At 72.6% G+C, this 25,429-nt stretch carries 21 protein-coding genes; 16 read left to right on the top strand and 5 right to left on the bottom strand.

All coding sequences use genetic code 11. The annotated features are described in order from the left end of the window. Nucleotides 1-70 precede the first annotated feature (70 nt). Nucleotides 71-1,039, top strand: a complete 969-nt coding sequence (locus ACIHAA_RS09085; protein ID WP_399814735.1) for an aldo/keto reductase — start codon at nucleotides 71-73, stop codon at nucleotides 1,037-1,039. A gap of 105 nt (nucleotides 1,040-1,144) precedes the next feature. On the opposite strand, the gene ACIHAA_RS09080 is transcribed toward ACIHAA_RS09085, so the two are convergent. After that, nucleotides 1,145-1,696 (bottom strand): RNA polymerase sigma factor, encoded by a 552-nt coding sequence (locus ACIHAA_RS09080; protein ID WP_399814734.1) that lies wholly within the window; start codon nucleotides 1,694-1,696, stop codon nucleotides 1,145-1,147. Nucleotides 1,697-1,741: 45 nt separating this feature from the next. On the opposite strand from ACIHAA_RS09080, the gene ACIHAA_RS09075 reads away from it, so the two are divergent. The 3 genes from ACIHAA_RS09075 to ACIHAA_RS09065 all read left to right on the top strand — a co-directional run bounded on the left by ACIHAA_RS09075 (nucleotide 1,742) and on the right by ACIHAA_RS09065 (nucleotide 5,374). Continuing rightward, nucleotides 1,742-3,148 carry a serine/threonine-protein kinase gene (locus tag ACIHAA_RS09075; RefSeq protein ID WP_399814732.1) on the top strand — a complete coding sequence of 469 codons (1,407 nt, stop codon included), beginning with the start codon at nucleotides 1,742-1,744 and terminating at the stop codon, nucleotides 3,146-3,148. 356 nt (nucleotides 3,149-3,504) lie between these two features. Then, a complete protein-coding gene (locus tag ACIHAA_RS09070) occupies nucleotides 3,505-4,254 on the top strand; it encodes a DUF4232 domain-containing protein (RefSeq protein ID WP_399814730.1) in 750 nt (249 codons plus the stop codon). Between the two features lie 313 nt (nucleotides 4,255-4,567). Further along, the gene (locus tag ACIHAA_RS09065) at nucleotides 4,568-5,374 is read left to right on the top strand and encodes an SDR family NAD(P)-dependent oxidoreductase (RefSeq protein WP_399814729.1); all 807 of its coding nucleotides are present in this window, start codon (nucleotides 4,568-4,570) and stop codon (nucleotides 5,372-5,374) included. 143 nt (nucleotides 5,375-5,517) lie between these two features. Here ACIHAA_RS09065 and ACIHAA_RS09060 read toward each other — a convergent pair whose 3' ends face one another. After that, nucleotides 5,518-7,659 carry a glycosyltransferase family 39 protein gene (locus ACIHAA_RS09060; protein WP_399814727.1) on the bottom strand — a complete coding sequence of 714 codons (2,142 nt, stop codon included), beginning with the start codon at nucleotides 7,657-7,659 and terminating at the stop codon, nucleotides 5,518-5,520. A gap of 491 nt (nucleotides 7,660-8,150) precedes the next feature. On the opposite strand from ACIHAA_RS09060, the gene ACIHAA_RS09055 reads away from it, so the two are divergent. The 10 genes from ACIHAA_RS09055 to ACIHAA_RS09010 all read left to right on the top strand — a co-directional run bounded on the left by ACIHAA_RS09055 (nucleotide 8,151) and on the right by ACIHAA_RS09010 (nucleotide 20,405). Then, a complete protein-coding gene (locus ACIHAA_RS09055) occupies nucleotides 8,151-11,048 on the top strand; it encodes a CDP-glycerol glycerophosphotransferase family protein (RefSeq protein ID WP_399814726.1) in 2,898 nt (965 codons plus the stop codon). Further along, entirely contained in the window at nucleotides 11,045-12,178 is a 1,134-nt protein-coding gene (locus ACIHAA_RS09050) for a glycosyltransferase (RefSeq protein WP_399814724.1), read from the top strand. The genes ACIHAA_RS09055 and ACIHAA_RS09050 overlap by 4 nt, the downstream gene beginning before the upstream one ends. A 231-nt stretch (nucleotides 12,179-12,409) precedes the next feature. Beyond that, a complete protein-coding gene (locus tag ACIHAA_RS09045; protein WP_399814722.1) occupies nucleotides 12,410-13,726 on the top strand; it encodes an ABC transporter substrate-binding protein in 1,317 nt (438 codons plus the stop codon). Between the two features lie 14 nt (nucleotides 13,727-13,740). Further along, the gene (locus tag ACIHAA_RS09040) at nucleotides 13,741-14,736 is read left to right on the top strand and encodes a carbohydrate ABC transporter permease (RefSeq protein WP_399815427.1); all 996 of its coding nucleotides are present in this window, start codon (nucleotides 13,741-13,743) and stop codon (nucleotides 14,734-14,736) included. A 7-nt stretch (nucleotides 14,737-14,743) separates the two neighbouring features. Next, the gene (locus ACIHAA_RS09035; RefSeq protein ID WP_399815426.1) at nucleotides 14,744-15,583 is read left to right on the top strand and encodes a carbohydrate ABC transporter permease; all 840 of its coding nucleotides are present in this window, start codon (nucleotides 14,744-14,746) and stop codon (nucleotides 15,581-15,583) included. Between the two features lie 29 nt (nucleotides 15,584-15,612). Then, nucleotides 15,613-16,977, top strand: a complete 1,365-nt coding sequence (locus ACIHAA_RS09030) for a GH1 family beta-glucosidase (protein WP_399814720.1) — start codon at nucleotides 15,613-15,615, stop codon at nucleotides 16,975-16,977. Between the two features lie 109 nt (nucleotides 16,978-17,086). Then, a complete protein-coding gene (locus tag ACIHAA_RS09025; protein ID WP_399815425.1) occupies nucleotides 17,087-17,764 on the top strand; it encodes a response regulator transcription factor in 678 nt (225 codons plus the stop codon). Nucleotides 17,765-17,768: 4 nt separating this feature from the next. Continuing rightward, nucleotides 17,769-19,145, top strand: a complete 1,377-nt coding sequence (locus tag ACIHAA_RS09020) for an ATP-binding protein (protein ID WP_399814718.1) — start codon at nucleotides 17,769-17,771, stop codon at nucleotides 19,143-19,145. 222 nt (nucleotides 19,146-19,367) lie between these two features. Then, nucleotides 19,368-20,063 carry a L,D-transpeptidase family protein gene (locus tag ACIHAA_RS09015; protein WP_399814716.1) on the top strand — a complete coding sequence of 232 codons (696 nt, stop codon included), beginning with the start codon at nucleotides 19,368-19,370 and terminating at the stop codon, nucleotides 20,061-20,063. A 183-nt stretch (nucleotides 20,064-20,246) separates the two neighbouring features. Beyond that, nucleotides 20,247-20,405, top strand: a complete 159-nt coding sequence (locus ACIHAA_RS09010; RefSeq protein ID WP_399815469.1) for a hypothetical protein — start codon at nucleotides 20,247-20,249, stop codon at nucleotides 20,403-20,405. Nucleotides 20,406-20,578: 173 nt separating this feature from the next. Here ACIHAA_RS09010 and ACIHAA_RS09005 read toward each other — a convergent pair whose 3' ends face one another. After that, nucleotides 20,579-21,976, bottom strand: coding sequence for a S1 family peptidase (locus tag ACIHAA_RS09005; RefSeq protein WP_399814714.1), 1,398 nt, complete (start codon nucleotides 21,974-21,976; stop codon nucleotides 20,579-20,581). A gap of 286 nt (nucleotides 21,977-22,262) precedes the next feature. On the opposite strand from ACIHAA_RS09005, the gene ACIHAA_RS09000 reads away from it, so the two are divergent. Further along, nucleotides 22,263-22,904, top strand: a complete 642-nt coding sequence (locus ACIHAA_RS09000) for an HAD family acid phosphatase (protein ID WP_399814712.1) — start codon at nucleotides 22,263-22,265, stop codon at nucleotides 22,902-22,904. Nucleotides 22,905-22,982: 78 nt separating this feature from the next. Then, nucleotides 22,983-23,387, top strand: a complete 405-nt coding sequence (locus ACIHAA_RS08995; protein WP_399814710.1) for a PPOX class F420-dependent oxidoreductase — start codon at nucleotides 22,983-22,985, stop codon at nucleotides 23,385-23,387. Nucleotides 23,388-23,390: 3 nt separating this feature from the next. Here the strand turns inward: ACIHAA_RS08995 and ACIHAA_RS08990 are convergent, their stop codons facing one another. Together ACIHAA_RS08990 and ACIHAA_RS08985 are read right to left on the bottom strand one after the other, a co-directional pair. Further along, nucleotides 23,391-24,572, bottom strand: a complete 1,182-nt coding sequence (locus ACIHAA_RS08990; RefSeq protein WP_399814708.1) for a permease — start codon at nucleotides 24,570-24,572, stop codon at nucleotides 23,391-23,393. Between the two features lie 44 nt (nucleotides 24,573-24,616). Continuing rightward, nucleotides 24,617-25,291 carry a nucleoside/nucleotide kinase family protein gene (locus ACIHAA_RS08985; protein ID WP_399815423.1) on the bottom strand — a complete coding sequence of 225 codons (675 nt, stop codon included), beginning with the start codon at nucleotides 25,289-25,291 and terminating at the stop codon, nucleotides 24,617-24,619. Nucleotides 25,292-25,429: the final 138 nt, after the last annotated feature.

Genomic DNA, 25,429 nt, shown 5'->3' with positions numbered 1-25,429 from the left:
CACGGGCGACCGTGCCCGTGCCCGGCGGTCCGCGACGCCCGGCCCCGCCCCGAGGGAAAGCAGGAGTGGCATGGAGTACGTGAAGCTCGGTTCCACCGGTCTCGACGTGTCCCGGATCTGCCTGGGCTGTATGAGTTTCGGCCTGCCCGACCGCGGCACCCACCCATGGAGTCTCGACGAGGAGGCCTCCCGCCCCCTGATCCGCCGGGCGCTCGCCGCGGGCGTCAACTTCTTCGACACCGCGAACGTCTACTCGGACGGCACCAGCGAGGAGATCGTCGGCCGGTCGCTCGCCGAGTACGCCCGCCGCGACGAGATCGTCCTCGCCACGAAGGTGCACGGCCGGACGCGGTCCGGGCCCAACGGCGGCGGACTCTCCCGCAAGGCGATCATGACCGAGATCGACCACAGCCTCCGCCGCCTCGGCACCGACTACGTGGACCTCTACCAGATCCACCGCTGGGACCCCGCCACTCCCATCGAGGAGACGATGGAGGCCCTGCACGACGTGGTCAAGGCGGGCAAGGCCCGCTACATCGGCGCCAGTTCGATGTACGCCTGGCAGTTCTCCAAGGCCCAGTACACGGCCCGGCTCGGCGGCTGGACACGGTTTGTGTCGATGCAGAACCACTACAACCTCCTCTACCGCGAGGAGGAACGCGAAATGCTGCCGCTCTGCGCGGACCAGGGCGTCGGGGTCCTGCCCTGGAGCCCGCTGGCCCGCGGGCGCCTGACCCGCGACTGGGACGAGAGCAGCGAGCGCGGCCGCAGCGACGAGTTCGGCAAGCGGCTGTACCAGGACGACGACCGGGCCGTCGTCGACGCGGTGGCCGCCGTCGCGGCCGAGCGGGGCGTTCCGCGCGCCCGTGTCGCCCTCGCCTGGCTGCTGCAACGGGACACGGTCGTCGCGCCGATCGTCGGCGTCACCAAGACGCACCACGTCGACGACGCGGTGGCCGCACTCGACCTCCGCCTCACCGACAAGGAGACCGAGGTGCTCCAGGAGCCGTATCTGCCGCACCCCGTCAGCGGCCACTGACTCCGCACCGGAGGACGGGTCGGCTCGGGGCAGGCCGGGTCGGCGGGGGTGGTACGGGCGGGCCGCCCCGGGTGCCCGGAGGATCCCTCCGGGCTCGGGTGCGCCTTACATGCCCCCGGCCAGCCAGGGCCTGACCTGTCTGCGTGCCTCGTGCAGACGGGACTTCAGGGTGCCCAGCGGAACTCCGATCCGCTCGGCGACCTCCGCGTACTCCAACTGGCAGATGTCCCGGTAGACCAGCGGCGCCACCAGATGCGGATGCTCGCGCTCCAGCCGCTCCAGGGCCTCCAGCAGATCGATCCGGGACCCGGCGATCACACTGGTCGTCCGCGGATCCACCTGCTCGGCCGGGTCGACGGCCACGGGCTGCTCGACCGCCCGCCGCTTCAGCTCCCGGTACTTCTGCCGGGCGCAGTTGGCGACCACCGTGTAGAGCCAGGTGCTGAAGCGGCTGCGGCCCTGGAAGGTGGTGATCTTCCGGGCCACCTGCAACAGCGCGTCCTGCGCCGCCTCCTCGGCGTCCTCCCGGCACGGCAGGAACCGCCCGCAGCGCCGCAGCACCTCCGGCCGGATGTGCAGCAGCAGCGTGTCCAGCGCCGCCCCGTCACCCGCCGCCGCGCGCCGGGCCAGCTCCTCGGAGTCCGCGGGATCCCCCACTGGAGCCCTCCTCGAAGTCGATGTCCGACCAGGCATGATAGTCGCATGCACTCCCTGGAGCGGATCGACCGCTACCGCCTCGAACGCCGTCTGGGCGGTGGCGCCTTCGGCACCGTTTGGCTCGCCCACGACGACGACCTGGAGGCGCTGGTCGCGGTCAAGGTGCTCGCCGAGAACTGGGCCCACCGGCTGGACGTCCGGGAGCGCTTCCTCTCCGAGGCGCGCCTGCTGCGCCGGGCCGCCTCCAGTCGCGTCGTACAGGTCTACGACATCGGCGAACTCCCCGACGGCAGGCCCTACTTCGTCATGCAGTACGCCGACGGCGGCACCCTCGCCGACCGGCTCGCCGACGGTCCGCTCCCCGTCCCCGACGCCCTGCGCCTGACCGCCTCCGCCGCCCGTGCCGCGGCCGCGCTGCACGACGCCGGAATCGTGCACCGGGACATCAAACCGTCCAACGTCCTGCTGCGGAGCATGCCCGACGGCTCCGCCCGGCTGCTCCTCGCCGACCTGGGCCTGGCCAAGAGCCTGGCGCAGGCCTCCGGTCTGACCATGGCCGCGGGTTCCGCCGGATACGCGCCGCCCGAGCAGACCGAACCCGGCTCGGGCATCGACGCCCGCGCCGACGTCTACAGCCTCGGCGCCCTCGGCTACCACCTGGTCACGGGCACGGTGCCCGCACCGCCCGGCAAGGTCCTGCCCCCGGACCGGCTCCGCCCCGATCTGCCCCCGGAGGCCCGGGAGGCGCTGCTGCGGGCCATGGAACCCGACCGGGAACGGCGCTGGCCGACCGCGGACGCCTTCGCCGACGCCCTCGAACAACTCGCCGCCGACGGGGAGCCGCCCCCCGGCGCGCCCGCACCCCCGGCCCCGGCCGCCGGACGCCGCCGCCGTCGGGGGACCCTGCTGCTGGCCCTGGCTGCGGTGGCCGTCGCGGGGGGCGCCGCGCTCGCCACCACCCTGCTGCTCGACGGATCCGGGCCGGGGGAGACGACGGTCAAGGACGCGACCGGGCGCGTCCAGGCCACCGTGCCCGCGGCCTGGGGCCGTCAGTTGCGCGACGCCGGATGGGACCCGAAGGCGCTCGGGCTGCCGGACGGACAGGAACCGGGCCTGGCCGTCGCCGACGACCTCGCGGACTGGACGGACCTCGGCGCCCGGGTGAACGGCGCCTTCATCGGGGTGAGCGAGTACGGGGACCTGACCGCCAAGGTCGGGGCCCTCACCCACACCGGCTGCCACTACCAGGGCGGCCGCGACTACCGGGGCGGGACCTGGCAGGGGCGCATACGCACCTGGAACGACTGCGGCGGCGACAAGGGCTCCCTCACCGAGGCGGCCCTCACCCCCACTGGCGGCAGCGACCGGACCCAGGTGTACGTCCAACTGCGCCAGAACGGCGGCGACGACCGCACCGACCCGATCCTGAACTCGATCCGCGTCACCGGCTGACCGCCCCCGCCGCCCACACCCGACATGGCCCATACGGTCGTACGCCGCCCGGGGCCGCCGCCCGTGCACCCCGTCACCCACGGTCGTACGGCCGCCCCAGGCCCGCCTCTTCGCCGTACCCCCACCGCCCCCGAACCCGCACGCCCATCCCCCTGCCCTCGTAGATCCGTACCCCGAACGGCGCACCCGGCAGAGCGGGCGCCCGCCGCCCCGGCACACAATCGGCCGTATCCGGCACAGCACCCGGCCGATCCGCGAACCTTTTGCCCGGAGCGCGCATCGGACACTTATGACGGGGCACACGGCACCGTCCGCACACGCCCCTCGCGGGCGGCAAGTTTCGAGGAGCATGGGACATGGTGACCTTCCGGCGCGGTACCACGGGGCCCGACCACCGCACGGCCCCCCATCCGACAGCGCGCCGCGCGGTGGCGGCGCTGGGCGCGGTCGCCGCGCTGAGCCTGCTGACCGCCTGCGGCGGCGAGCACGGCACCTCGGGCAGTCCGCAGAAGCTGCCCGGCGTGGCCCAGCCCGCCTCCGGCGACCACAGCAGTGACGGCGCCTCGCCGACCGGCACCGGCACGGGTACCGGCAGCGGGACCGGCACCAAGACCGCCTCCACCGGGTCGCACAGCTCCGGTTCCACCACCACGGCGGCCTCCACCGGAGGCGGCACCACCACGAGCAGCCGCTGCCACACCTCCGAACTGCGCGCGTCCGTGGGCGCCAACAACCCGGGAGCCGGGCAGGAGAACTTCCCGCTCGTCCTCACCAACCGCTCCGGCCGGACCTGCACGATCGACGGCTACCCGGGCGCCGCCTTCGTCGACGCCTCCGGAAAGCAGCTGGGCCCCGACCCCAAGCGCCGCGGCTCCGGCGCCCCCGCCAGGATCACCCTCGCCCCGGGGCACAGTGCCTGGGCGGGGCTGACCTTCTCCAACCCCCAGGTGAGCGGCGCCAAGTCGGCGACGCCCGCCGCGATCCTCATCACCCCGCCGGACGAGCGGGACTCGCTGAAGGTGACCTGGTCGGGCGGCACGGTGCCGGTCTCGGGCAACTCCTCCTCGGTGTTCCTGATGACCTTCGAGGCGGGCACCGGAGCCTGACCCGGCACCCCTGACCCCGGCCCCGAGCCCCGCCGTCCGCGCACCGGGCGGCGGGGTTTCGTCATGCACCGTCACGTTCGTCACGGCCCGGCAACATGCGCCACACGCCGCGATCCTTCCGCCGTCCCCCCCCCAGGCCCGGCCCCTGAAGCCCCTGGGCGACGGCTCCACCGCGGACACCGGCACCCAGAATTCCTCGGCACCCCCGGGTCCTCGTCTTCTCCTTGCTCTTCCCCGGCGGCGAGCTGCCCCGGGGCACCCGGCCCCCTGCCGGCCGCCTCCGTCCGGCCGCCTGCGCGGTAGCGTCGGCGCCATGGAGCAGACGGAGCGGACGGGGCGGTTCGAGGGGTACGGGGTTCTGATCACGGGGGCGGCGCGCGGTATCGGCGCCGCCACGGCCCGGCGGTTCGCCCGGGAGGGCGCCCGCGTCCTGGTCACCGACGCCGACGAGGACGCGGCCGGGCGGACCGCGGCGGCACTGCGGGAGGACGGCGCGGGGGCTGAGGCCTTCCGGTGCGATGTCGGTGACCGCTCCTCGGTGGAGGCCGCCGTCGCCCACGCCGGGGACACCCTGGGGGCGCTGGATGTCCTGGTCAACAACGCCTACGGCTGCACCCCCGACGCCCCGCTCTTCGAGGAGGAGGCGGACGAGGTGTGGTCGCGCGACCTCGACCTCACCCTGACCGGCGCCTACCGCACCAGCCGCGCGGCGCTCCCGCACCTCGTGGCCTCCGGCCGCGGCGCCATCGTCAACATCGGCTCCGTCAACGGCATCCAGGACTTCGGCAACCACGCCTACAGCGCGGCGAAGGCGGGCCTGATGTCCCTCACCCGGACCCTCGCCGGGCACGCGGCCGCGCGCGGGGTCCGCGTCAATCTGGTCGCCCCGGGCACGGTCCGCACCACCGCCTGGGAGGGCCGCGAGGCCGAACTCGCCGCGGCGGCCGAGCTGTATCCGCTGGGCCGGGTCGGTGAACCGGAGGACATCGCGGCCGCCGTCGCCTTTCTGGCCTCCCGCGACGCCGCGTGGATCACGGGCACCACCCTGTGCGTCGACGGCGGGCTGCTCGCCGTCAACACGGGATTCCGCCAGGCGGTACGGCCGCGCTCCCGCCCGTAGACCGTGAGCTGCGAACCGGGGTACCGCGGGGCGCGCCACACCCCGGGCGCCGTACCCCGGCGCGAAGAGGCGCGCGCCCAGCGCCTGGGGCGCGAAGAGACGCGCGGCCCCCGCGACTTCGGCGCCCGCTCGCGCCTCCGGCGCTAAGCCCCCCGTACCCCGCACCGATAGAGCAGCGGCAGCCCCGTGCCCCCGCCGTACGCCGACGGCGGCACCTCGGTGCAGTGTCCGGTGACCCAGTGGGCGATGGCGGCGGCCTCGGGCGCGGGGGAGCCGTGGTGGCGGCCGGGCACCTGTGAGTGGCGCAGGGCGACATAGCGCAGTTCGCCGGAGTCGATCAGCCGCCGCAGCCCCGGCACGGTGGGGTAGGGGACATGCCCGGTGAAGCCGCCCATCGGCAGCATGGACGCGTTCGCCGCGAGGACGTACGCCGAGGCGTCGGTCCAGCCGGGCACCGCGGCAAGGTACTTCGTCCCGTTCCGGTGCGCCTCCAGATAGGCCAGGAACCGCTTCCGGGGCGGTGTCAGCCAGGCCGGGCCGCCGCCCCCGGGACGGCTCTCGGGACCGACCCGCGCCATGCTGCCCACCTGGTTGTAGCGCGGGGCCAGCGCCGAGGCCGACCACACCGCGGGGACCAGCAGGACCGCCGCGAGCCCGGTGGCAAGTCCGGCCACGGCGATCCGCGAACCCCGCCCGGCACGCGCCCCGGCGAGGCCCAGCAGCCCGAGCGCCACCCCGCACAGCACCAGGGCGGCGGGCCCCTGCCAGCCGAGGAAGTGCGGGTAGCACAGCGTCAGCACCGCGCACCACACCACGTTCGCGGCGGTCACCGCGGGCAGCACCCAGGCCCGGCGGCCGCCGTTCCGCCACGCCCGCCAGGTGCGGACCAGGCCCGCCCCGCTGAGCGCCGACAGGGCCACGGCCACCACACCCATGTAGTACGTATGACCGGTGACGCTGCCGAAGCTGAACGCGGCGAAGAAGGTCGCCAGCCACACGCCCCACAGCAGCAGACCGGCGAACTCCCGGTCGGTGCGCGCGGGACGGCGGCGCCAGGCGAGCGCGAGCCCCCAGGCGAGCGCGACCGCGGCGAGCGGATACAGCCACCCGGTCTGCGTGGCCAGACCCGGGCTGAACATCTTCAGCACGCTGTCGCCCATTCCGGGGCCCGTCCCGGCCGCCCGGTGCACGGTCTGACCGGCGTCCACACTGCCCGTGCCGCCCGCGTCGACACCGACCGAACCGAAACGGGTCAGGAAGTTGTAGCCCACGACCATGCTGTAGGCGGAGTTGTCCGTCGTCCCGTCGATGTACGGGCGGGACTGGGCGGGCACCACCGCGGCGACGGCCATCCAGGAGGCCGACACCGCCAGGGTCACCAGCCCGGCCAGCGCGACATGGCCCGCCCGGCGCCGCCGGGTCGTGGGCGCGCACACCAGATAGACCACGCCCAGCGCGGGCAGCACCGCCCATGCCTCCAGCATCTTGCACTGGAACGCCACCCCCACCCAGACCCCGGCGAGCAGCAGGGTGCGCAGCCGCGCCCGTTCGACGGCCCGCCAGGTCGCCTCCGCGGCCAGCAGCAGCAACAGGACGAACGGCGCGTCCTCCACGATGGACCGGCCGAGGCCCACCGTCACCGGGGTGAGTGTCATAAACGCCGCGGCCAGCAGTCCCGCGGCCGGACCGGCCCAGCGGCGCACGAGCAGGTGGAGCAGCAGGACCGAGGCCACGCCCTCGATCGCCTGGGGCAGCACCAGCGCCCACGGGTGGAAGCCGAAGAGCAGGGCGGAGGCGGCCTGGGGCCACAGGAAGCCGGGCAGCTTGTCGAGGGTGATGGAGTTGCCCGGGTCGAACGAGCCGAAGAAGAAGGCGGTCGGACTGTCCGTCATGCTGCGCACGGCGCAGGCGTAGAACACGTGGTAAACGGCACGGTCCAGGCCCCAGGTGTCGAGCACGGCCGCGAGCGCCAGCAGCGACACCAGGACCGGGACCTCGTACCGCGGCCGGGGCGTGCCAGGCCCCCGCCGGGGCAGCCGGATCCCCTTGAGCCGGGCTGTGGTGGCCTGATCGGGCGCGGTCATGTCGGGCCGGGCCGCGGAAGCTGGATCCGGTGTGGTGGCCTCGATTCGGGCCGCGGAAGCTGGATCCTGTGCGGTGACCTCGGTTCGGGCCGTGGTGGCCGGGTCCGGTGCGATGGCCTCGGCCCGGGCCGCCGTGGCCTGGTCCGGGACGGCGGGCTCGACGCCGGGCACGGTGGCCGGCTCGGATCGGGGGCTGAGCATGGACGGTCCTTCCAGGACTCCCGCGGAACTCTTCTCCGTCGCGCCGGTCCGCTCCCGTACGACAGCGCAGCGGCCCGGCACCCACGAAGAGGGAGCCGCGCGCGCCGCCCGTTGCCCGCTCCGTACAGGACCTCGGTAAGAAGGCCCTCACCCGCGTCCTACCCGGACACCTGTCCGGCGGTCGCCCCGCCCGGGCGTGCCGCGCCCGCCACCCGCCCGGCGAACGGTGGTCGTCCGCCCCTCGCCCGGCGAACCGCGATCGCCCGCCACACGCCCGGCGAACGGCGGTCACGGGCCTGACAGGTGGCCGTCACGTAGCGTGGGACGAGCGCGGGCGCACGGTTCCGGCCGCCCCCAGCCATGCGTCCGACACCGCTACGCGCGGCGCCGCGGACCTGTGACCGCCCTGCCGCGGGACGACTCGTGGGTGCCGCCGGGCCGGGCGGGTGACGGGTCGGCCGCCCGGAGAACCGTTCCGCCCCAATCGAGAGGTGGCCGTGTCGATCGAAACACCCGAGTCGGGCGGTACGGACCCGGACATCACCGTCGTCGTCATCGTCTACAACGACGCCCCGCGTCTGCCGACCGCCGTGCGCTCCGTGCTCGGCCAGACGCTGCGCCGGGTGGAGGTCGTCATCGCCGACGACTGCTCCACCGACGGCTCCTACGAGGTGGCGCGTTCCCTGGCCGCCGCCCACCCCGGGCGGGTGCGGGCGCTGCGGCTGCCCGAGAACAGCGGCGGCTGCGGAGAGCCCCGCAACCAGGGTCTGACCGCGGCCCGCGGCCGCTATGTCATGTTCCTCGACAGCGACGACACCCTCGAACCGAACGCCTGCCGCAATCTGTTGGAGGCGGCCGAACGCACCCGCGCCGACCTGGTCTCGGGACTCTGCGTCCGGGTGTACACCGACAGCAGACACGGCAAACGGGTCCCGTGGTACCCCTGGCTCTACCGCTCCACGCGCACCGTCGAGTCCATCGCCGAACTGCCCGACCTCTTCGTCTTCGACACCCTGTCGACCAACAAGTGCTACCGGCGCGACTTCCTCGTCGACAACGGCCTGCTGTTCCCGCACGGCATCCACTACGAGGACCTGCTGTTCAGCGCGCAGGCCTATCTCGCGGCCGGGCGGATCACCCTGATCCCGCACACGGTCTACCACTGGAGCGTGGCCCAGAAGTCCGAGGCCAAGTCGATCAGCAACCGGCGCCATGAGATCAACAACTTCGCCGACCGGCTGGAGATCCACCGCCGGATCGACTCCGTCCTGCGCCGACGCGGGCTCGACGGACTGAAACTGCACAAGGACATCAAGTTCCTCAAGCACGACCTCGTCCTCTACCTGCGCGACCTGCCCTTCCTCGACGACGGCTACCGGCACCGCTTCGCGGAGCTGGCCCGCGGCTACATCGAGGAGTTTCCCGAGGAGGCGTACGCCCGGCTGGACCGGGTGCACGCCATCTGCGCCTTCCTGCTCGCCCGGGAGGACTGGGACCATCTGCTGCCCGCCGTGGACACCCTGATCAACCGCGACAAGATCTCGGCTCCGCTCGCAGAGCGGGACGGCCGCGTCTACTGGTGCGACCGGTACCTCGACGACCCCCGGGCACGCGAGATCATGGACGTCACCGGACTCGGCCACCACGGCAGACCGCTGGAACGGATGTTCCTGCGCAATCTGCTGACCCGGTACGAGGTGCGCGACGACCTGATCCTCCTCGAAGGCGCCGTGGTCAACCCGCTGCGCACCGTTCCGCCGGACGCCCGGCTCACCGCCGAGCTGGAGTTCCGGGCCCGCCGCCGCAGCCTCCAGACGTTCCGCTTCCCGGTGCGCAGCGTCCGCCACGACGGCGACCGGCTTCTCTGGCAGGCGTCCGTGCCGCTGGCCGCCCGCTTCCGGCCGCTGGGCGTCGTCGACGAGGTGTGGGACGTCCGGGTGCATCTGCGGGCCGACGGCAGACGCACCACCAGCCGGATCACCGCCGGGGGCGTCGATCTGGAGAGCACCGCCCCCGTGCCCGTACGCCCCCGGCTCACCCGGCTGCTGGCGGACCGTCTGGAACCGCAGGTCTCCGCCAAGGGCCATCTGGCGTTCCGGCTGGTCCAGCACGGCACGGCGGCCCGGCGCGGCCGCGCACTGGTGGACCGCAATCTGCACGGCTCCGCCGCCCGGACCCTCAAGGGCGCCTACCGCACCCTCCGGGCCGTCCGGCGGGACCTGACTTCCGGCGCCCGCAAGGTGCGGGTCTACCACCGGATGCTGCGGCTGCTCCCGGTCCGCCCGGGCACGGTCGTCTTCGAGAGCCACCTCGGCAAGCAGTACAGCGACAGCCCCCGCGCGCTCTATGAGGAAATGCGCCGCCGACGGCTGCCCGTCACCGCCGTCTGGTCCTACGCGGGGGAGCGGCCCGTGGGCTTCCCCGAGGACGCCGTCCTGGTCCGCCGCTGGTCCTGGCGCTATCTCAGGGCGCTGGCCCAGGCCGAGTTCTGGATCGACAACCAGGGGTTCCCGCTGCGGCTGGCCAAGCGCCCGGAGACCACGTACATCCAGACCTGGCACGGTTCGGCCCTGAAGAAGATGGGCTTCGACGAGCCCGCCCACCGGGTGCTGTCCGAACAGGATCAGCGCGCGTACCAGGACGCGCTGGACCGGTTCGACCACTTCGTGGTCCGCACCGAGCACGATGTGCGCACCCTCGCCCGCGCCTACCGCATCCCGGAGGCGAAGCTGCTGCGCACCGGCTATCCGCGCAACGACGCCCTGGTACGGGCCGCCCGCGACCCCCGGGCCCCCGACCCCGCCGTCCGCCGCCTCGCCGAGCGCCTCGGCATCCCGCCGGGCCACCGCGTGGTCCTCTACGCCCCCACGTTCCGCGGCCGCCCCGGCGGTGTCCGGACGGTGGAGCTTCCCTTCGACGCCGAACGGTTCGCCGCTCGGTTCGGCAACCGGTACACCCTTCTGGTCCGTCCTCACTATCTGAACCGGTTCACCCTGCCTCCGTTGCCGGCGGGCCGAGTGGTCGATGTGACGGACGAAGAGGACATCACGCCGCTGCTTTTGTTGGCTGATGTCCTGATTACCGACTATTCTTCGATGGCATTTGACTACGCCCTGACGCATAGGCCGTTGGTGTTCTACGCGTACGACTGGGAGGAGTACTCCCGGGACGCCCGCGGCACCTATGTCGATTTACTCCAGGAGGCACCGGGCCCGGTCACCCGCACCGAGGACGAACTGTTCGCCGCGCTGTCCGATCTGCCCGCCCTGGGCGCGCAGTACGAGGCACGGCTGAAGGAGTTCGTGGACAAGTACGGCGAGTACGACCGCGGTGACGCGGCGGCTCGCATCGTGGATCGTTTCTTCGGACCCGCGGGGGTGGCCCGATGACACAGCGTGAGATCTTCTTCGTCGCCAACGAAGTCAATGAGCTGGGCGGCGTGGGCCGCTGGCAGACCCAGATGGCCGGGCTGTTCGCGGAACGCGGCCACCGGGTCAGGATCATCGGCATCGCCCCGCCCGGGGCGCCCATGGACCTCGGGGAGAACCCGCCGTTCGAGACGCTGACCCTCTACGACCGCCGTCCGGCGGGCCGCCCGGGACGGCGGACGCTCGGCCGCCTCGCCCCGTCCGTCCGGTCCCACGTGGCGAACCGGCAGGCCGCCGCGGACCGCCTCTCGGCCCTCTTCCGCTCCGCGGGCCCCGGCGCCGTGATCATCGTGACCCAGGTGTGGGCGATGGAGTGGGTGGCGCTCGCGGACACCGCGGGGTGCCTGGTGATCGGGATGAGCCACGAGTCCTTCGAGGCGTGCCGCAACTCCTCGCGCTACGGGCGCGTGCGGCGCTACTACAAGGACGTGGACCGGATGCTGTGCCTCACCCAGGAGGACGCCGACCTCTGGGCGGCGGAGGGCGACCTCAACAACGTCGGGTTCATGCCGAATCCGCTGCCGCTGACGCCCGGGACCTCCTCGCCGCGCACGGAGAAGGCCGTGGTGAGCATCGGGCGGCTCAGCCATGAGAAGGGCGTCGACCTGCTGCTCGACGTGTGGGCCGAGGCGGCGCCCCGGCAGCCGGGGTGGAGCCTGCGCATCCACGGCGCCGGGGAGTACGAGTCCGCGCTGCGGCGGCAGTGCACGGAACTCGGCTTGGACGACTCGGTGGAGTGGGCCGGGCAGACCGGCGATGTGACGGGGGCGCTCGGGCGGGCCTCGGTGTTCGTCCAGTCCTCCCGGGGCGAGGGCTTTCCGCTCGTCCTGCTGGAGGCGATGGCCTGCGGCGTGCCGTGTGCCGCGTTCGACTGCTCCCCGGGGGTCCGCGAGATCATCCGGGACGGCGAGGACGGCCTGTTGGCTCGGCACGGCAACACCTCCCAACTCGCCGAACGCCTCGTCCGGTTGATGGCCGAGGAGAATCTGCGCGACACGATGGGGGAGCGGGCGCGGGAGAACGTCCGGCGCTTCGCCCCCGAGGCGATCGTCCACCGGTGGGAGAAGCTCTTCACGTTCCTGGAGCGGTGAAGCACGGGCGCCCCGGAGATCTCCGGGGCGCCCGTCGGCTTCCCGGGCGGCCGGGGCACAGGTGGGGAGGGCGTTGCGACCCGAGTTCCGTGGTGGTGTGAAAACCCTTGACGTGCCCCCGTCTTGGGGTTTAACTCACGTCCTAAATTAAGCCATGAGGGGCTTCGGGGGTCGAACGTGGGCTCGCTGGCGGAGCCCTCCCGGCGTTCTCGGAAAGGGACACCAGGAGCCATGCGCAGCATCCGAGCCGCGGCCGTAGGCGCCGTCACCCTGTCACTCGCCCTTGCCGCCTCGGCCTGCGGCGGCGGGTCACCGACCGGCGGCGGGTCCGACGACTCGCCGAAGACGCTGACGTACTGGGCCTCCAACCAGGGCGCCGGCATCGAGGTCGACAAGAAGGTCCTCCAGCCGGAACTCGACACGTTCCGCAGACAGACCGGCATCACGGTGAAGCTGGAGGTGGTTCCCTGGTCCGACCTGCTCAACCGGATCCTCACCGCGACCACCTCCGGCCAGGGCCCCGATGTGCTCAACATCGGCAACACCTGGAGCGCCTCGCTCCAGGCCACCGGAGCGCTGCTGCCGTGGGACACCAAGAACTTCGCCACCATCGGCGGCCGGGACCGCTTCGTCGCATCCGCCCTCGGCTCCACCGGCGTCCAGGGCAAGGACCCCGCGGCCGTGCCGCTCTACTCGCTGGCCTACGCGCTCTACTACAACAAGAAGATCTTCGCCGACGCCGGGATCGCCGGGCCGCCCGCGACCTGGGACCAACTGGTCGCCGACGCACAGAAGATCCGGCAGCGGGGCAAGCAGGCACTCGGCGCCGAGGGTTCCAACCTCTCCGAGAACATCCACCATGTCTTCGTCTTCGCCAAGCAGCACGGCGCCGACTTCTTCACCGCCGACGGCAAGCCCGACTTCACCAACGACGGGGTGGTGGCCGCCGTTCAGCAGTACGTCGGTCTGATGGCCAAGGACCAGGCCATCCCCACGGGCAACGCCGAGTACGCCCAGAACCAGTCCGTGAGCGACTTCGCCAAGGGCCGCACCGCGATGCTGCTGTGGCAGTCCGCGTCCGCCAACCTGGCCTCGCAGGGCATGCCCGAGGACGAGTACGGCATCGCGCCGGTACCCGTGCAGTCCGGCACCCCCGGGCCCGGCACACAGGTCAACTCCATGGTCGCGGGCATCAATCTGGCCGTCTTCAAGAACTCCCACAACCTTGACGGCGCCCGGAAGTTCGTGAAGTTCATGACCGGCGACGAGGAGCAGAAGATCCTCAACAAGGCCTACACCTCCATCCCGCCCGTCACGTCCGCCCAGAGCGACCCCGCCTTCAACACCCCGGCCAACGCGGTACTGAAGGACACCCTCGCCCGGAGCGCCGCCGCCCTGCCGCAGGTGCCCGACGAGTCCCAGTTCGAGACCACCGTCGGCACCGCCGTCAAGGAGCTGTTCGCCGACGCCGCGGCCGGACGCGCCGTCACCACGGCGTCGGTGAAGGCGGCGCTCGGCAAGGCCCAGCAGCAGATGCCGGCGACGTGAGCACGGACACCGCCATGACGACCATGGCCACCGCGGCGGCCGAAGGACAGGCCGTGCCCGGCAGCTCCCCCGGTGCGGCGCGCGGCCCGCGCCGCACCGGGCGGATCAGACGCGCCGGACTGCCGTATCTGCTGCTTCTGCCCGCCCTGCTGCTCGAACTCCTGGTCCATCTGGTGCCGATGGTGATCGGCGTCGTGATGAGCTTCAAGGAGCTGACCCAGTTCTACATCCGCGACTGGGGCACCGCCCCCTGGGCCGGCATCGACAACTACCGCGTCTCGGTGGACGTCCATGCCCCCGTCGGCGACGCGCTCCTGCACTCCTTCCTTGTCACCGTCGGTTTCACCCTGCTGTCGGTCGCGCTGTGCTGGCTCCTGGGCACCGCCGCCGCCGTCTTCATGCAGGACACCTTCCGCGGCCGGGCCCTGCTGCGCGCCCTGTTCCTGGTGCCGTACGCACTGCCCGTCTACGCGGCCGTCATCACCTGGGTGTTCATGTTCCAGCACGACAACGGCCTGGTGAACCATGTCCTGCACGACCAGCTGCACCTGACCGGCAGGCCGTCCTTCTGGCTGATCGGCGACAACAGCTTCTACGCCCTGCTCACCGTGTCCGTGTGGAAGGGCTGGCCGTTCGCCTTCCTCATCGTCATGGCGGGACTCCAGACCATCCCGCACGAGCTGTACGAGGCGGCCGCCCTCGACGGCGCCGGAATCTGGCAGCAGCTCCGCCGGATCACCCTGCCCTCGCTGCGGCCCGTGAACCAGGTGCTCGTCCTGGTCCTGTTCCTGTGGACGTTCAACGACTTCAACACGCCCTACGTCCTCTTCGGCAGGTCGGCACCGCAGGCCGCGGACCTCGTCTCGGTCCACATCTACCAGGCGTCCTTCGTCACCTGGAACTTCGGCACCGGCTCCGCCATGTCCGTCCTGCTGCTGCTCTTCCTGCTGGCCGTGACGGGTCTCTACCTCGCCGTCACCTCGCGCGGACGGAGGGCCGCCGATGCCTAGTTCCCCGATGGCCCCGCCCCGCTCCTTCCTGTGGTCCCGCCGTGTCTTCCTGACCCTGCTCACCGGCTTCGTCCTGGTGCCGGTCTATGTGATGGTCTCCAGCTCGCTGAAGCCGCTCGCCGATGTCTCTGGCCGCTTCCGCTGGCTGCCCGGCGGGCTGACGATCCGCCCGTACATCGACATCTGGTCCACGGTCCCGCTCGCCCGGTACTTCGTGAACTCGCTGACCGTGGCGGGGGCGGCGACGGCCTGCTCGGTGGTGGTCGCGGTCTTCGCGGCCTACGCGGTCAGCCGCTACGACTTCCGCGGCAAACGCGTCTTCACGGTCACGGTGCTGTCCACCCAGATGTTCCCCGGCATCCTCTTCCTGCTGCCGCTGTTCCTCCTCTACGTCAACATCGGCAACGCCACCGGCATCGCCCTGTTCGGCTCCCGCGGCGGGCTGATCCTGACCTACCTCACCTTCTCGCTGCCGTTCTCGATCTGGATGCTCATCGGGTACTTCGACGCGGTGCCCCGGGATCTCGACGAGGCGGCGCTCGTGGACGGTTGCGGACCGCTCGGCGCGCTGCTGCGGATCGTGGTGCCCGCGGCCGTCCCCGGCATCGTCGCCGTGGCCGTCTACGCCTTCATGACCGCATGGGGCGAGGTGCTCTTCGCCTCCGTGATGACCGACGAGACCACCCGCACCCTCGCCGTCGGGCTCCAGGGCTACTCCACGCTCAACGACGTGTACTGGAACCAGATCATGGCCGCCTCGCTGGTCGTCAGCGTGCCCGTCGTCGCGGGCTTCCTGCTGCTCCAGCGCTATCTCGTCACCGGGCTCACCGCCGGAGCCGTGAAGTGACCAACTCACCCAGTCCTGAAAGGCCTTCCGTGTCCGGACGTATCGACCTCGCCGCACTCCCGCACGACTTCCTGTGGGGTACGGCCACCTCGGCGTACCAGATCGAGGGAGCCGTCGACGAGGACGGCCGCTCGCCGTCGATCTGGGACACCTTCTCCCACACCCCCGGCAAGACCGCCAACGACGACCACGGCGACACCGCCTGCGACCACTACCACCGCTGGCGCGAGGACATCGGGCTGATGAAGCGGCTCGGCACCAACGCCTACCGGCTGTCCATCGCCTGGCCCCGGGTGGTCCCGGGCGGCGGCGGACCACTCAACCCCAAGGGGCTCGCCTTCTACGACGCCCTGGTGGACGGCCTGCTGGAGGCCGGTATCACCCCCTCGGTCACCCTCTACCACTGGGACCTGCCCCAGGTGCTCCAGGACCGCGGCGGCTGGCCCGAGCGGGACACCGCCGAGCACTTCGCCGCGTACGCCTCGGTGGTCGCCGAACGCCTCGGCGACCGCGTCACCCACTGGGCCACCCTCAACGAACCCTCCTGCTCGGCCTGGATCGGCCACCTGGAGGGAAAGATGGCGCCCGGCACCACCGACCTGACCGCCGCGGTCCGCGCCTCCTACCATCTGCTCCTCGGGCACGGCCTCGCCGTCCGGGCGGTCCGCGCCGCGGCACCCAACGCCCGGATCGGCGTCGTCAACAACCTCTCCACGGTCTCCGCCGCGAGCGACCGCCCCGAGGACGAGGCCGCGGCCCGCCGCCACGACGGCCATGTCAACCGCTGGTGGCTGGACCCGGTCCACGGTCGCGGCTTCCCGGCCGACATGCGGGAGGTCTACGGTGTCGACCTCCCCGAGCGGCCCGGAGACGCGCAGACCATCGCCGCGCCGCTGGACTGGCTCGGCCTGAACTACTACTTCCCGGCCACCGTCGTCGACGACCCGACCGGCCCGGCCCCCCGCGCCCGCTCCGTGCGGCGGCCGGGCGTTCCCCGCACCGGAATGGACTGGGAGGTCGACGCCGACGGCATCGAGACCCTGCTGCTGCGCCTCACCGACGACTACGGCGCCCACCGGCTGTATGTGACGGAGAACGGTTCCGCCTTCCCCGACGTCGTACGCCGCGACGGCACGGTCGACGATCCCGGGCGCCGGGACTATCTGGAGCGGCACCTCGCCGCCTGTGCCTCGGCGGCCCGCAAGGGGGCGCCGCTCGCGGGGTACTTCGCCTGGTCGCTGCTCGACAACTTCGAGTGGGCCTACGGCTACGACAAGCGCTTCGGCCTCGTCCATGTCGACTACCGCACCCAGGCCCGCACCATCAAGGGCAGCGGCCACCGCTACGCGGAGATCGTGCGCGCCCACCGCGGCCGGGGCCGCCGGGCGGCCTGAGAGAGCCCGGCGGGCCCGTATCCGTCCGGCGACCGCCCCGGACGGCGGCCGCCGGGCGCTCGGCGCGCAGCCGGGGCCGAGCCTCCGTAGGGTGGAGACGAGGTCGGCGATGCGAGTGCTGGTGATCGAGGACGAACGAGGGCTCGCCGAGGCGATCGCCCACGGGCTCGCCGAGGAGGGCTTCGTCACCGACGCCGTGTACGACGGAGTGGAGGGGCTCTGGCGGGCCCGGCACGAGCCCTGCGACGCCATCGTGCTGGACCTCATGCTGCCCGGACTGTCCGGCTACGAGGTCCTCAGGCGGCTGCGCGCGGCCCGGGTGTGGACACCCGTCCTCGTCCTCACCGCCAAGGACGGCGAGTACGACGAGGCCGACGCCCTCGACCTCGGCGCGGACGACTATCTGAGCAAGCCCTTCTCCTATGTGGTGCTGGTCGCCCATCTGCGGGCCCTGCTGCGCCGCGGCGCCCCCGCCCGGCCCGCGGTGCTCGCGGCCGGTGACCTCGCCCTGGACCCCGCGCGGCGGCGCTGCCGTCGCGCGGACCGGGAGATCCCGCTGACAGCACGTGAGTTCACCCTGCTGGAATACCTGCTCCGCCACCCCGACGAGGTGATCAGCAAGACCGACCTCCTCGACCATGTCTGGGAGGAGGACTTCGACGGCGACACCAATATCGTCGAGGTCTACGTCGGCTATCTGCGCCGCAAGATCGACGCCCCCTTCGGGCGCCGGACGATCGAGACCGTCCGCGGGGCCGGGTACCGGCTGCACGGCACCGGGAGATGACCCCGTGCGCGTCCCCGTCCCCCGTTGGTGGGCCCGCCGCTCCCTGCGGCTGAAGCTGACCGCGGCGGCGGCCCTGATGATCGCCGCGGCCCTTGTCGGCGCGGCCTGTCTGCTGGTCGTCTGGCTGCGCTCCAGCCTGGTCGGCGGACTGGACCAGACCGCGTTCCAGCAGGCCCAGGTGATCGTCGCGAACCTGGACGAGGGGAGCCTGCCCCGCACACTGCCGCTGACCGGCCATGTCGACACCGCCATCCAGGTCGTCGACGCCACGGGCTTCGTCCGGTCCGGCTCGGCGAATCTGGCGGGGGACCCCCCGCTGTTCCACTTCGCCCCGTCCGGCTCCGGCACCCCCGATGTGCACACCGTGCACGACCTGCCGCTCACCGGCTCCGGGACCTGGCGGGCGGTGGCCCTCCCGGCGGGCACCGACAGCGATCCGCTGACCGTCTATGTCGCCCTGCCGACCGCCGCGGTGGATCACAGCCTGGCCATGCTCACCGCCGGGCTCGCCATCGGGGTGCCCCCGGCCGTGGCGCTGCTCACCGGTGTCGTCTGGCTGCTGACCGGGCGGGCGCTGCGCCCGGTGGACGCCCTGCGCGCCCAGACCGCCGAGATCACCGCCTGCGACCTGGGCCGCCGCCTGGACGTACCGCCCGCCGACGACGCCCTCGGCCGACTCGCCCGCACCCTGAACGACCTGCTGGCCCGGCTCGATGTCGCCACCCGGCAGCAGCGGCAGTTCGTCGCGGACGCCGCACACGAGCTGCGCTCCCCCCTGAGCAGCCTGCACACCCAGCTGGAGGTGGCGGTACGGCACCCCCGCTCGGCGGCCTGGGAGACCCGCGGCCCCGCCCTGATCGAGGAGAGCGAGCGGCTGTCCCGGCTGGTGGACGACCTGCTGCGGCTGGCTCGCCTCGACGCCCGGCCCCGGCTGCGCAAGCGCCCGGTGGACCTGGACGAGATCGTCTTCCGGGAGGTGCACCGCGCCCGGCTGCGCACCCCGCTCACCATCGGCCAGCACGCCGTCGGCGCCGCCCGGGTCCACGGCGACGGGGATGCCCTCGCCCGCGTCGTACGCAATCTGCTGGACAACTCCCTGCGGTACGCCACCGAGCGGATCGACGTCAGCCTGTGCGTCCGCGACCGCATCGCCTGCCTGGTCGTGGCGGACGACGGACCGGGCATCCCGCCGGGCGACCGCGCCCGTGTCTTCGACCGCTTCACACGGCTGGACGGGGCCCGCGCCCGGGGCACCGGCGGGAGCGGTCTGGGCCTGGCCATCGTGCACGACATCGTCGCCGCCCACCACGGCCGGGTCGACATCGAGGACAACGCCCCCGGCGCCCGCATCGTGATCCGCGTCCCGGCCACCGCTCCGTAGCGCCTCGCCCGCGCTCCGGCCCCGCGCTCTCGCCGCGGCCGGAGCCCCGGGGTGAGTCGAGCTCGTGCTTTACCATGGACGATTCGTGTCCGCCCCGACCGACGGGCACCGAACGGACAAGTTCACCGTTTCATCACAGATTGGCCATCCCTACAACCGACGCCCCCGTGCGTCGGTCTAGTTGAACGAGGCCGCAGGACACGCCGAAAGGGGAGGCCGTTCATGAGGAAGATACGCAGGTGGGGAGCCATGGGGCTCGGTGTCACCGGACTGGTGGCGCCGGCCGTGCTCGCGCTGGGCGCGGCACCCGCGCAGGCGGCGAGCTGCACCACCCAGACGGGGCCGTATCAGAAGCAGGCCGAGAAGTTCCTCGGCCGCCCGGTCGACGGCAGGCAGTCCGCCGCCGACTGCAAGGCGATCCAGGCCTTCCAGAACAAGCACGGCATCACCCCCTCCATCGGCTACGCGGGCCCGGTGACCTGGGGCGTGATGGACCTCGTGAACAAGCAGAAGGCCGCCGGGACCAAGCCCAACAAGGACGGGAAGTGCCCCGTCAACAAGGGCCGCATCGCCTGTGTCGACCTCACCCGCCAGCTGAGCTGGATCCAGGACGGCAGCCGCCTGGTCTACGGCCCCGTCCCGGTCCGCACCGGCCGTGACGGCTTCGAGACCCGCACCGGCCTGAAGAAGATCTACTGGCGTGACATCGACCACGTGTCGACCCTCTACCACGTGGCCATGCCCTACAGCCAGTTCTTCGACGGCGGACAGGCCTTCCACTCGGTGGGCCTGAGCATGTGGAACCCGCCGGGATCGCACGGCTGCGTGAACATGACCCCGACGGACGCCAAGAAGTACTGGTCGCTGCTGAAGAACGGCGACGACGTCTTCGTCTACGGCCGCAAGCCGGGCACCTGAGCCACCCGCCGACGGCGCCGCCGTCGGCACCGCAGGGGCGCGGTCACCGCGTACGGCTCCGTCCTTTCGTCGAGGACGGGGCCGTACGCGCACCGGAGGACGTGATCAGCTTCACGGTCCGGAATGCCGGAAGCGCCTGATTGCTCACAGCGCCTTCACCTCCGGCCTCGTATGCTTCACGGCATGTCCACCACTCCCGAACCCGCGACGGAACGCTCCGCCGACGAGGTCAACGAGGAGATCCGGGACCTGTGGTTCCGGAGCGGCGGGACGCTGACGATGGAAGAGCGGCGGGTGTACCAGCGGCTCGTCATGGAATGGGCGGCGGCTTCCTCCCCGTAGCCCGTGAACGCGGCGTGCCCGCCCGGCCGGCCCGTGGGGCCCCGGCCCTCCGACGGTGACCTCCCGGCCCCTTGGGCGCCGCTCCCTTCCCGACTCATCGACTCATCGACTTCTCGGCCTCCCGGCCGTCCTTTTGGTCCGGGCCGCCCCCCGCGTCGACCGGCCCGGCGCGGTCAGCCCCAGGTCCCGGAGTAGGCCCGGCGATAGGCGTCGCGTTCCTGCTCCGAGCGGACGTAGCGGGTGGCCGCCAGGGCGACCAGACTGCCCGCGACGACCAGCAGACCGGGCCCGACGTCCCGCGTGTCGCTCAGCCGGGAGAGCAGCCCCCCGGCACCGTCGGCGGTCCCCACCTGCCGTACCGCGCCGGGCGTCGAGGACCCCGGCAGGGCCGTGCCGGGCGCGGGGGCCGCGCCCTGGGACGCCGGGGCGGACGGCGCGGGGGCGGCCGAAGTGGCCGCCTGCGACGGCCCGGTGAGCCGGACGCCGAGGGCGCTCATCGCGTCCGTCAGCGGCTGGAAGAACGTCGTCCCGCCGGTCCGGCAGTCCCCGCTGCCGCCCGAGGTCACCCCGAGCGCGATGCCCTCGGTGAACAACGGGCCCCCGCTGTCGCCCGGTTCGGCGCAGACCGTGGTCTGGATGAGGCCGGTGACCGTGCCCTCCGGGTAGTTGACCGTCGCGCCCAGCGCGGTGACCTCGCCGTCGTGCAGACCGCTGGTGCTGCCGCTGCGGAACACCTTCTGCCCGACGGCCGCATCGCCGGTCGCCGAGATGCGCACCGCCCGCCCGTTGCCGATCGCCACGACGTTGTCGCCGGGGGTCCCGCGCCCGTTGTCGTACCGGATGAGCGAGAAGTCGCCGTTGCCGGGGAACTCCGACGCCACCGTCCTGCCCAGCGGTGCCCCGCCCGTGTTGTCCGCGAACCAGACGGTGCCGCCGGGCCCGCAGTGCCCGGCGGTGAGGATGAACTCGCTTGTGCCGTCCGTCACGTTGTAGCCCGCCGAGCAGCGGCCGCTGGTGGAGAAGACGGGCTGGGCGCCGTTCACCCGGGTGGTGAATCGGCCCGGGGTGCGCCGCATCCGCACGAAGTCCCCCATGCCGTCGGCGAGTCGGGTCATCCGCGACCAGTCGGAGGCGGAGACGCCGCTGTCGCCCTCCACCACCACCTCGTTGGTGCGGTAGTCCACGGCCCAGGCGGTGCCCGTCACCCTCGGGGCCGAACCCAGTGTGTGCATCGCCGACTTCAGCTGGTCCATGCTGTGGCGCACCATCCGGGGCCGCGCCCCGGCCGCCCGCACCTCGGCCGCCGCGGCGCTGTCGGTCACGGCCACCACGGAGCTGCCGTCGTCGGCGATCCAGGTGCCCGCCGTGCGTGCCTCACCGAGCCGGGAGACCAGCGCGCTGCCCGCGTTGGACGCGCCGTGCGCGGACAGGGCGCGGGGAGCGCGGGGAGCCCCGCCCGTGGGCGGCTCGCTCGCCAGCGCCTGGGTGACCATCACACCGCCCAGAAGCAGCCCGCCGAGAGCCGCCGCGCGTACGCCCCGCCGGACGATCCGCCGTCGTGCATGCCTCATCCCTGGCTCCGAACCCCGAACGGCACGGCGTCACCACCGCGGGGCGCCGCGGTGGTCGCGCACCCTCCCTCCTTACGCGCGCCCGGTGCGCCGCGTTCACCCGCGGGCGTGCCGTCACCCGGGCCGCGGCTCGCGGACACCGAAACTTACTCGCGAGTAAGTGTCTACCGGCAGGTAACGCTTCGGATGTTTGTCGTCCATCCTTGGGCGTGAGCATGGCCAGCGCGGCGACGGTCGAGGATCTGTCGCCGCATCGACGTGTATGGACACAGAGGAAGGGACGGGCATGACAGGACGGGGAGTGGGGCGCCGCATCGGCGCGATCTCGGCGGTCGTGGCGCTGGGGATCGGCGGCACGCTCACCGCCGCGGGGACCGCGTCGGCGGCTCCGGCGAAGGCCGCCGTGAGCACGGCCGCCGTGCAGGCGTCGGGTGTCGACTACAGCACCTGGCAGGCGGATGTGCAGGCGGTCATCGACCAGGCGACGCCGTATGTGGCGCAGCGCACCGCGAACCCCGCCGGGCAGAAGCTCGCGATGGTCTTCGACATCGACAACACCACGCTGGAGACCGACTTCCACCCGTGGTACGCGCTGCCCACCCCGGCCCTCCAGCCGTCCCTTCAGCTGGCCAGGTTCGCCAAGTCCCGCGGGGTGTCCGTCTTCTTCGTCACCGCGCGCCCCGGCATCATCGCGGCCGAGACCAAGTGGAACCTGAAGACCGTGGGCTACCCGGTCGACGGTCTCTACGTGCGGTCCCTGCCGGACCTCTTCGACGAGGTCAGCGCCTACAAGACGACCCAGCGCGCGGAGATCGAGTCCCGGGGCTACACGATCATCGCGAACATCGGCAACAACACCTCCGACCTGGTGGGCGGACACGCCGAGCGCACCTTCAAGCTGCCGGACTACAACGGTCAGTTGTCCTGACGCTCCCGCGCACAGCCGGGCGCCGGCCGGGGTTCCGCCCCGCCCGGCGCCCGGTGCGTCTCGCCCTACACTGCGCCCATGGACGCAACCTCGCTGGAGCGGCTCGGCACGGGCAAGTACCTGTTGATCACCAGCTACCGCAAGAACGGCACCGCGGTCGCCACCCCGGTGTGGGTGGTGCCGGACGGCGACGCGCTGGGCATCTGGACGACCGCGGACTCCTGGAAGGTGAAGCGGATCCGGGCCCGCTCCGAGGTGCTGGTCGGACCCTGCGACCTGCGCGGCAACCCGACCGGCGACCAGGTCCCGGCCACCGCGGAGATCTGCGACCGGGCCACCAGCGACCGGTACCGGGCGCTCATCGCCCGCAAGTACGGTGTCATCGGCCGCCTCACCCTCCTCGGCAGCCGGGTGCGCCGGGGCACGGAGGGGACCGTCGGCATCCGGGTGACGCCGCGGGCGGACGGCGGTCCGGCCTCCTGACCCTCAGCGCGGCCCCTCGGGCGCCCCGGTGTGCCCGGCGTGGTCGGCCCGGTCGGGTGCGCCGCCCATCATCCGCAGCATCGCGCCGCCGCCGGTGCGCAGAAAGCGGACCAGCAACGCGGCGGCCAGCAGCAGGAACAGGACGTTGAGCCAGGTCGTGTAGTTCCAGCGGATGCCCTCCTCGGGGATCCTGGCACCGGCCTGGTCGGGGACCAGTCCGAGTCCCCCGAAGAGGAACTCGACCGCGTAACCGGCGAGCGCCATCGCCGCGTAGAAGGTGACCAGGAGGAACAGGGCCATGCGGGCCCCGTAGTACTTCCGGTAGATGTTCAGGATGGGCAGGATCAGCAGGTCCGCGTAGATGAAGGCGATCACCCCGCCGAAGCTGATGCCGCCCTTCCACAGCACCACCGCGAGCGGGACGTTGCCGATCGAGCACACAAAACTGGCGATGGCCACGAGCGGGCCGACGAGCGGCCCGATCAGTCTGGCCGTGACCGGATGGTCCGCCAGGAAGAAGGAGCGCCAGAAGGCGTCGGGCACCCAGGCGGCGACGGCCCCGGCGATCAGCAGACCGACCACCAGGTCCCGCAGGATCGCCGCCCACTCCATGACGAAGATGTGCGACACCGAGGTGAGGCCCTCGCGGGAGAGCAGCCGCCGCAGGAAGCCGCCCTCGCCGCCCACCGACATGTCCATCGCCGCATGCCCCTCCATCGACCCCGACAGCCCCCGTCCGGCCTGCTCGCGCGCCGTGCGCAGCAGCCGTTCGCGCAGCAGAAGGCGGAAGAGCACGGCGAGGACCACGATCATCACCGGTCCGCCGACGAACTCCGCGACGGTGAACTGCCAGCCCATCAGCAGGGCCAGGATGACGCCCAGTTCGACCACCAGATTGGTGGAGGCGATCTCGAAGGCCATCGCCGCCGTGAAGTCGGCGCCCTTGCGGAACAGGGACCGGGCCAGGGCGACCGCCGCGTAGGAGCAGGAGGACGAGGCCGCGCCGAACCCCGCGGCCAGGGTCAGGGTCCGGGGCCGGTCGTCACCCAGCAGCCGTACCACCGTCGAGCGGCGCACCACCGCCTGCACCACGGCGGACAGGGTGAAGCCGAGGATCAGCGCCCAGGTGATCTCCCAGGTCATCGACCCCGTGATGGACAGCGCGCGGCCGATCGCGTCCCACATCTGGCGCCCTCTCCCTGGCGGTCCGGAGAGCAGGAATTATACCCCTAGGGGGTATCAGGGACGAGAGGGCGCGCGGCGGGTGCCGACCATGCGGCCGCGGGTACCACCAGGTCCGCGCGGTCCCGGGTCGTCGCCACCAGCTCCGCGTTGCGCCGGTCCGGGCCCGCCACCCAGGCCACGGCTGCCGCACGGTCCTTGCCGAACTCCTCGTGGCGGGCCACCAGCCGGCGCACCCGTTCGGTCTCCGCGACCTCGCAGAACCACACCTCGTCCAGGAGCGGTCCGACCCGCGCCCACGCGCCCGTCCGCAGCAGCAGGTAATTGCCCTCGGTCACGACCAGCCGCGCGGACGGCGGCACCGGGACCGCGCCCGCCAGGGGCTGTTCGAGCACCCGCTCGAACCCTGGCGCGTACACGGTCTCACCGTCGCCCTCCTCGCGCAGCCGCCGCAGCAGGGCCGCGTACCCGGCGGCGTCGAAGGTGTCCGGCGCGCCCTTGCGGTCGCGGCGGCCGAGGCGGTCCAACTCGGCGTCCGCCAGATGGAAGCCGTCCATCGGGACATGCGCGGCCCAGGGCGGCCCGTCGCCGTTCAGCTCCCGGACCAGACGCTCGGCGAGGGTCGTCTTGCCCGCGCCGGGGCTGCCCGCGATGCCGAGGATCGCGCGATGACCGGGGCGCCCGAGGGACGCGGCCCGCTCCAGAAGGTCGTTGAAGGCCATGGTGTCCGTGCTCGCTGCCGGGTCGTGGGGTGCCCGCGCGGAGGGCGGGCCGGACCGGGCCATTGGACCACCGGGGTGGACCGGAGCGCGAGGGCGCGGGCCCCGGATGCCGCCGACCGCGGTGCGCGCCGGGCGGAT

It is taken from the genome of Streptomyces sp. NPDC052040 (assembly GCF_044548405.1).
Lineage (GTDB): Bacteria > Actinomycetota > Actinomycetes > Streptomycetales > Streptomycetaceae > Streptomyces.
Note: the sequence above shows the minus strand (reverse complement) of the source record. Positions and strands in the feature narration are given on the sequence as shown.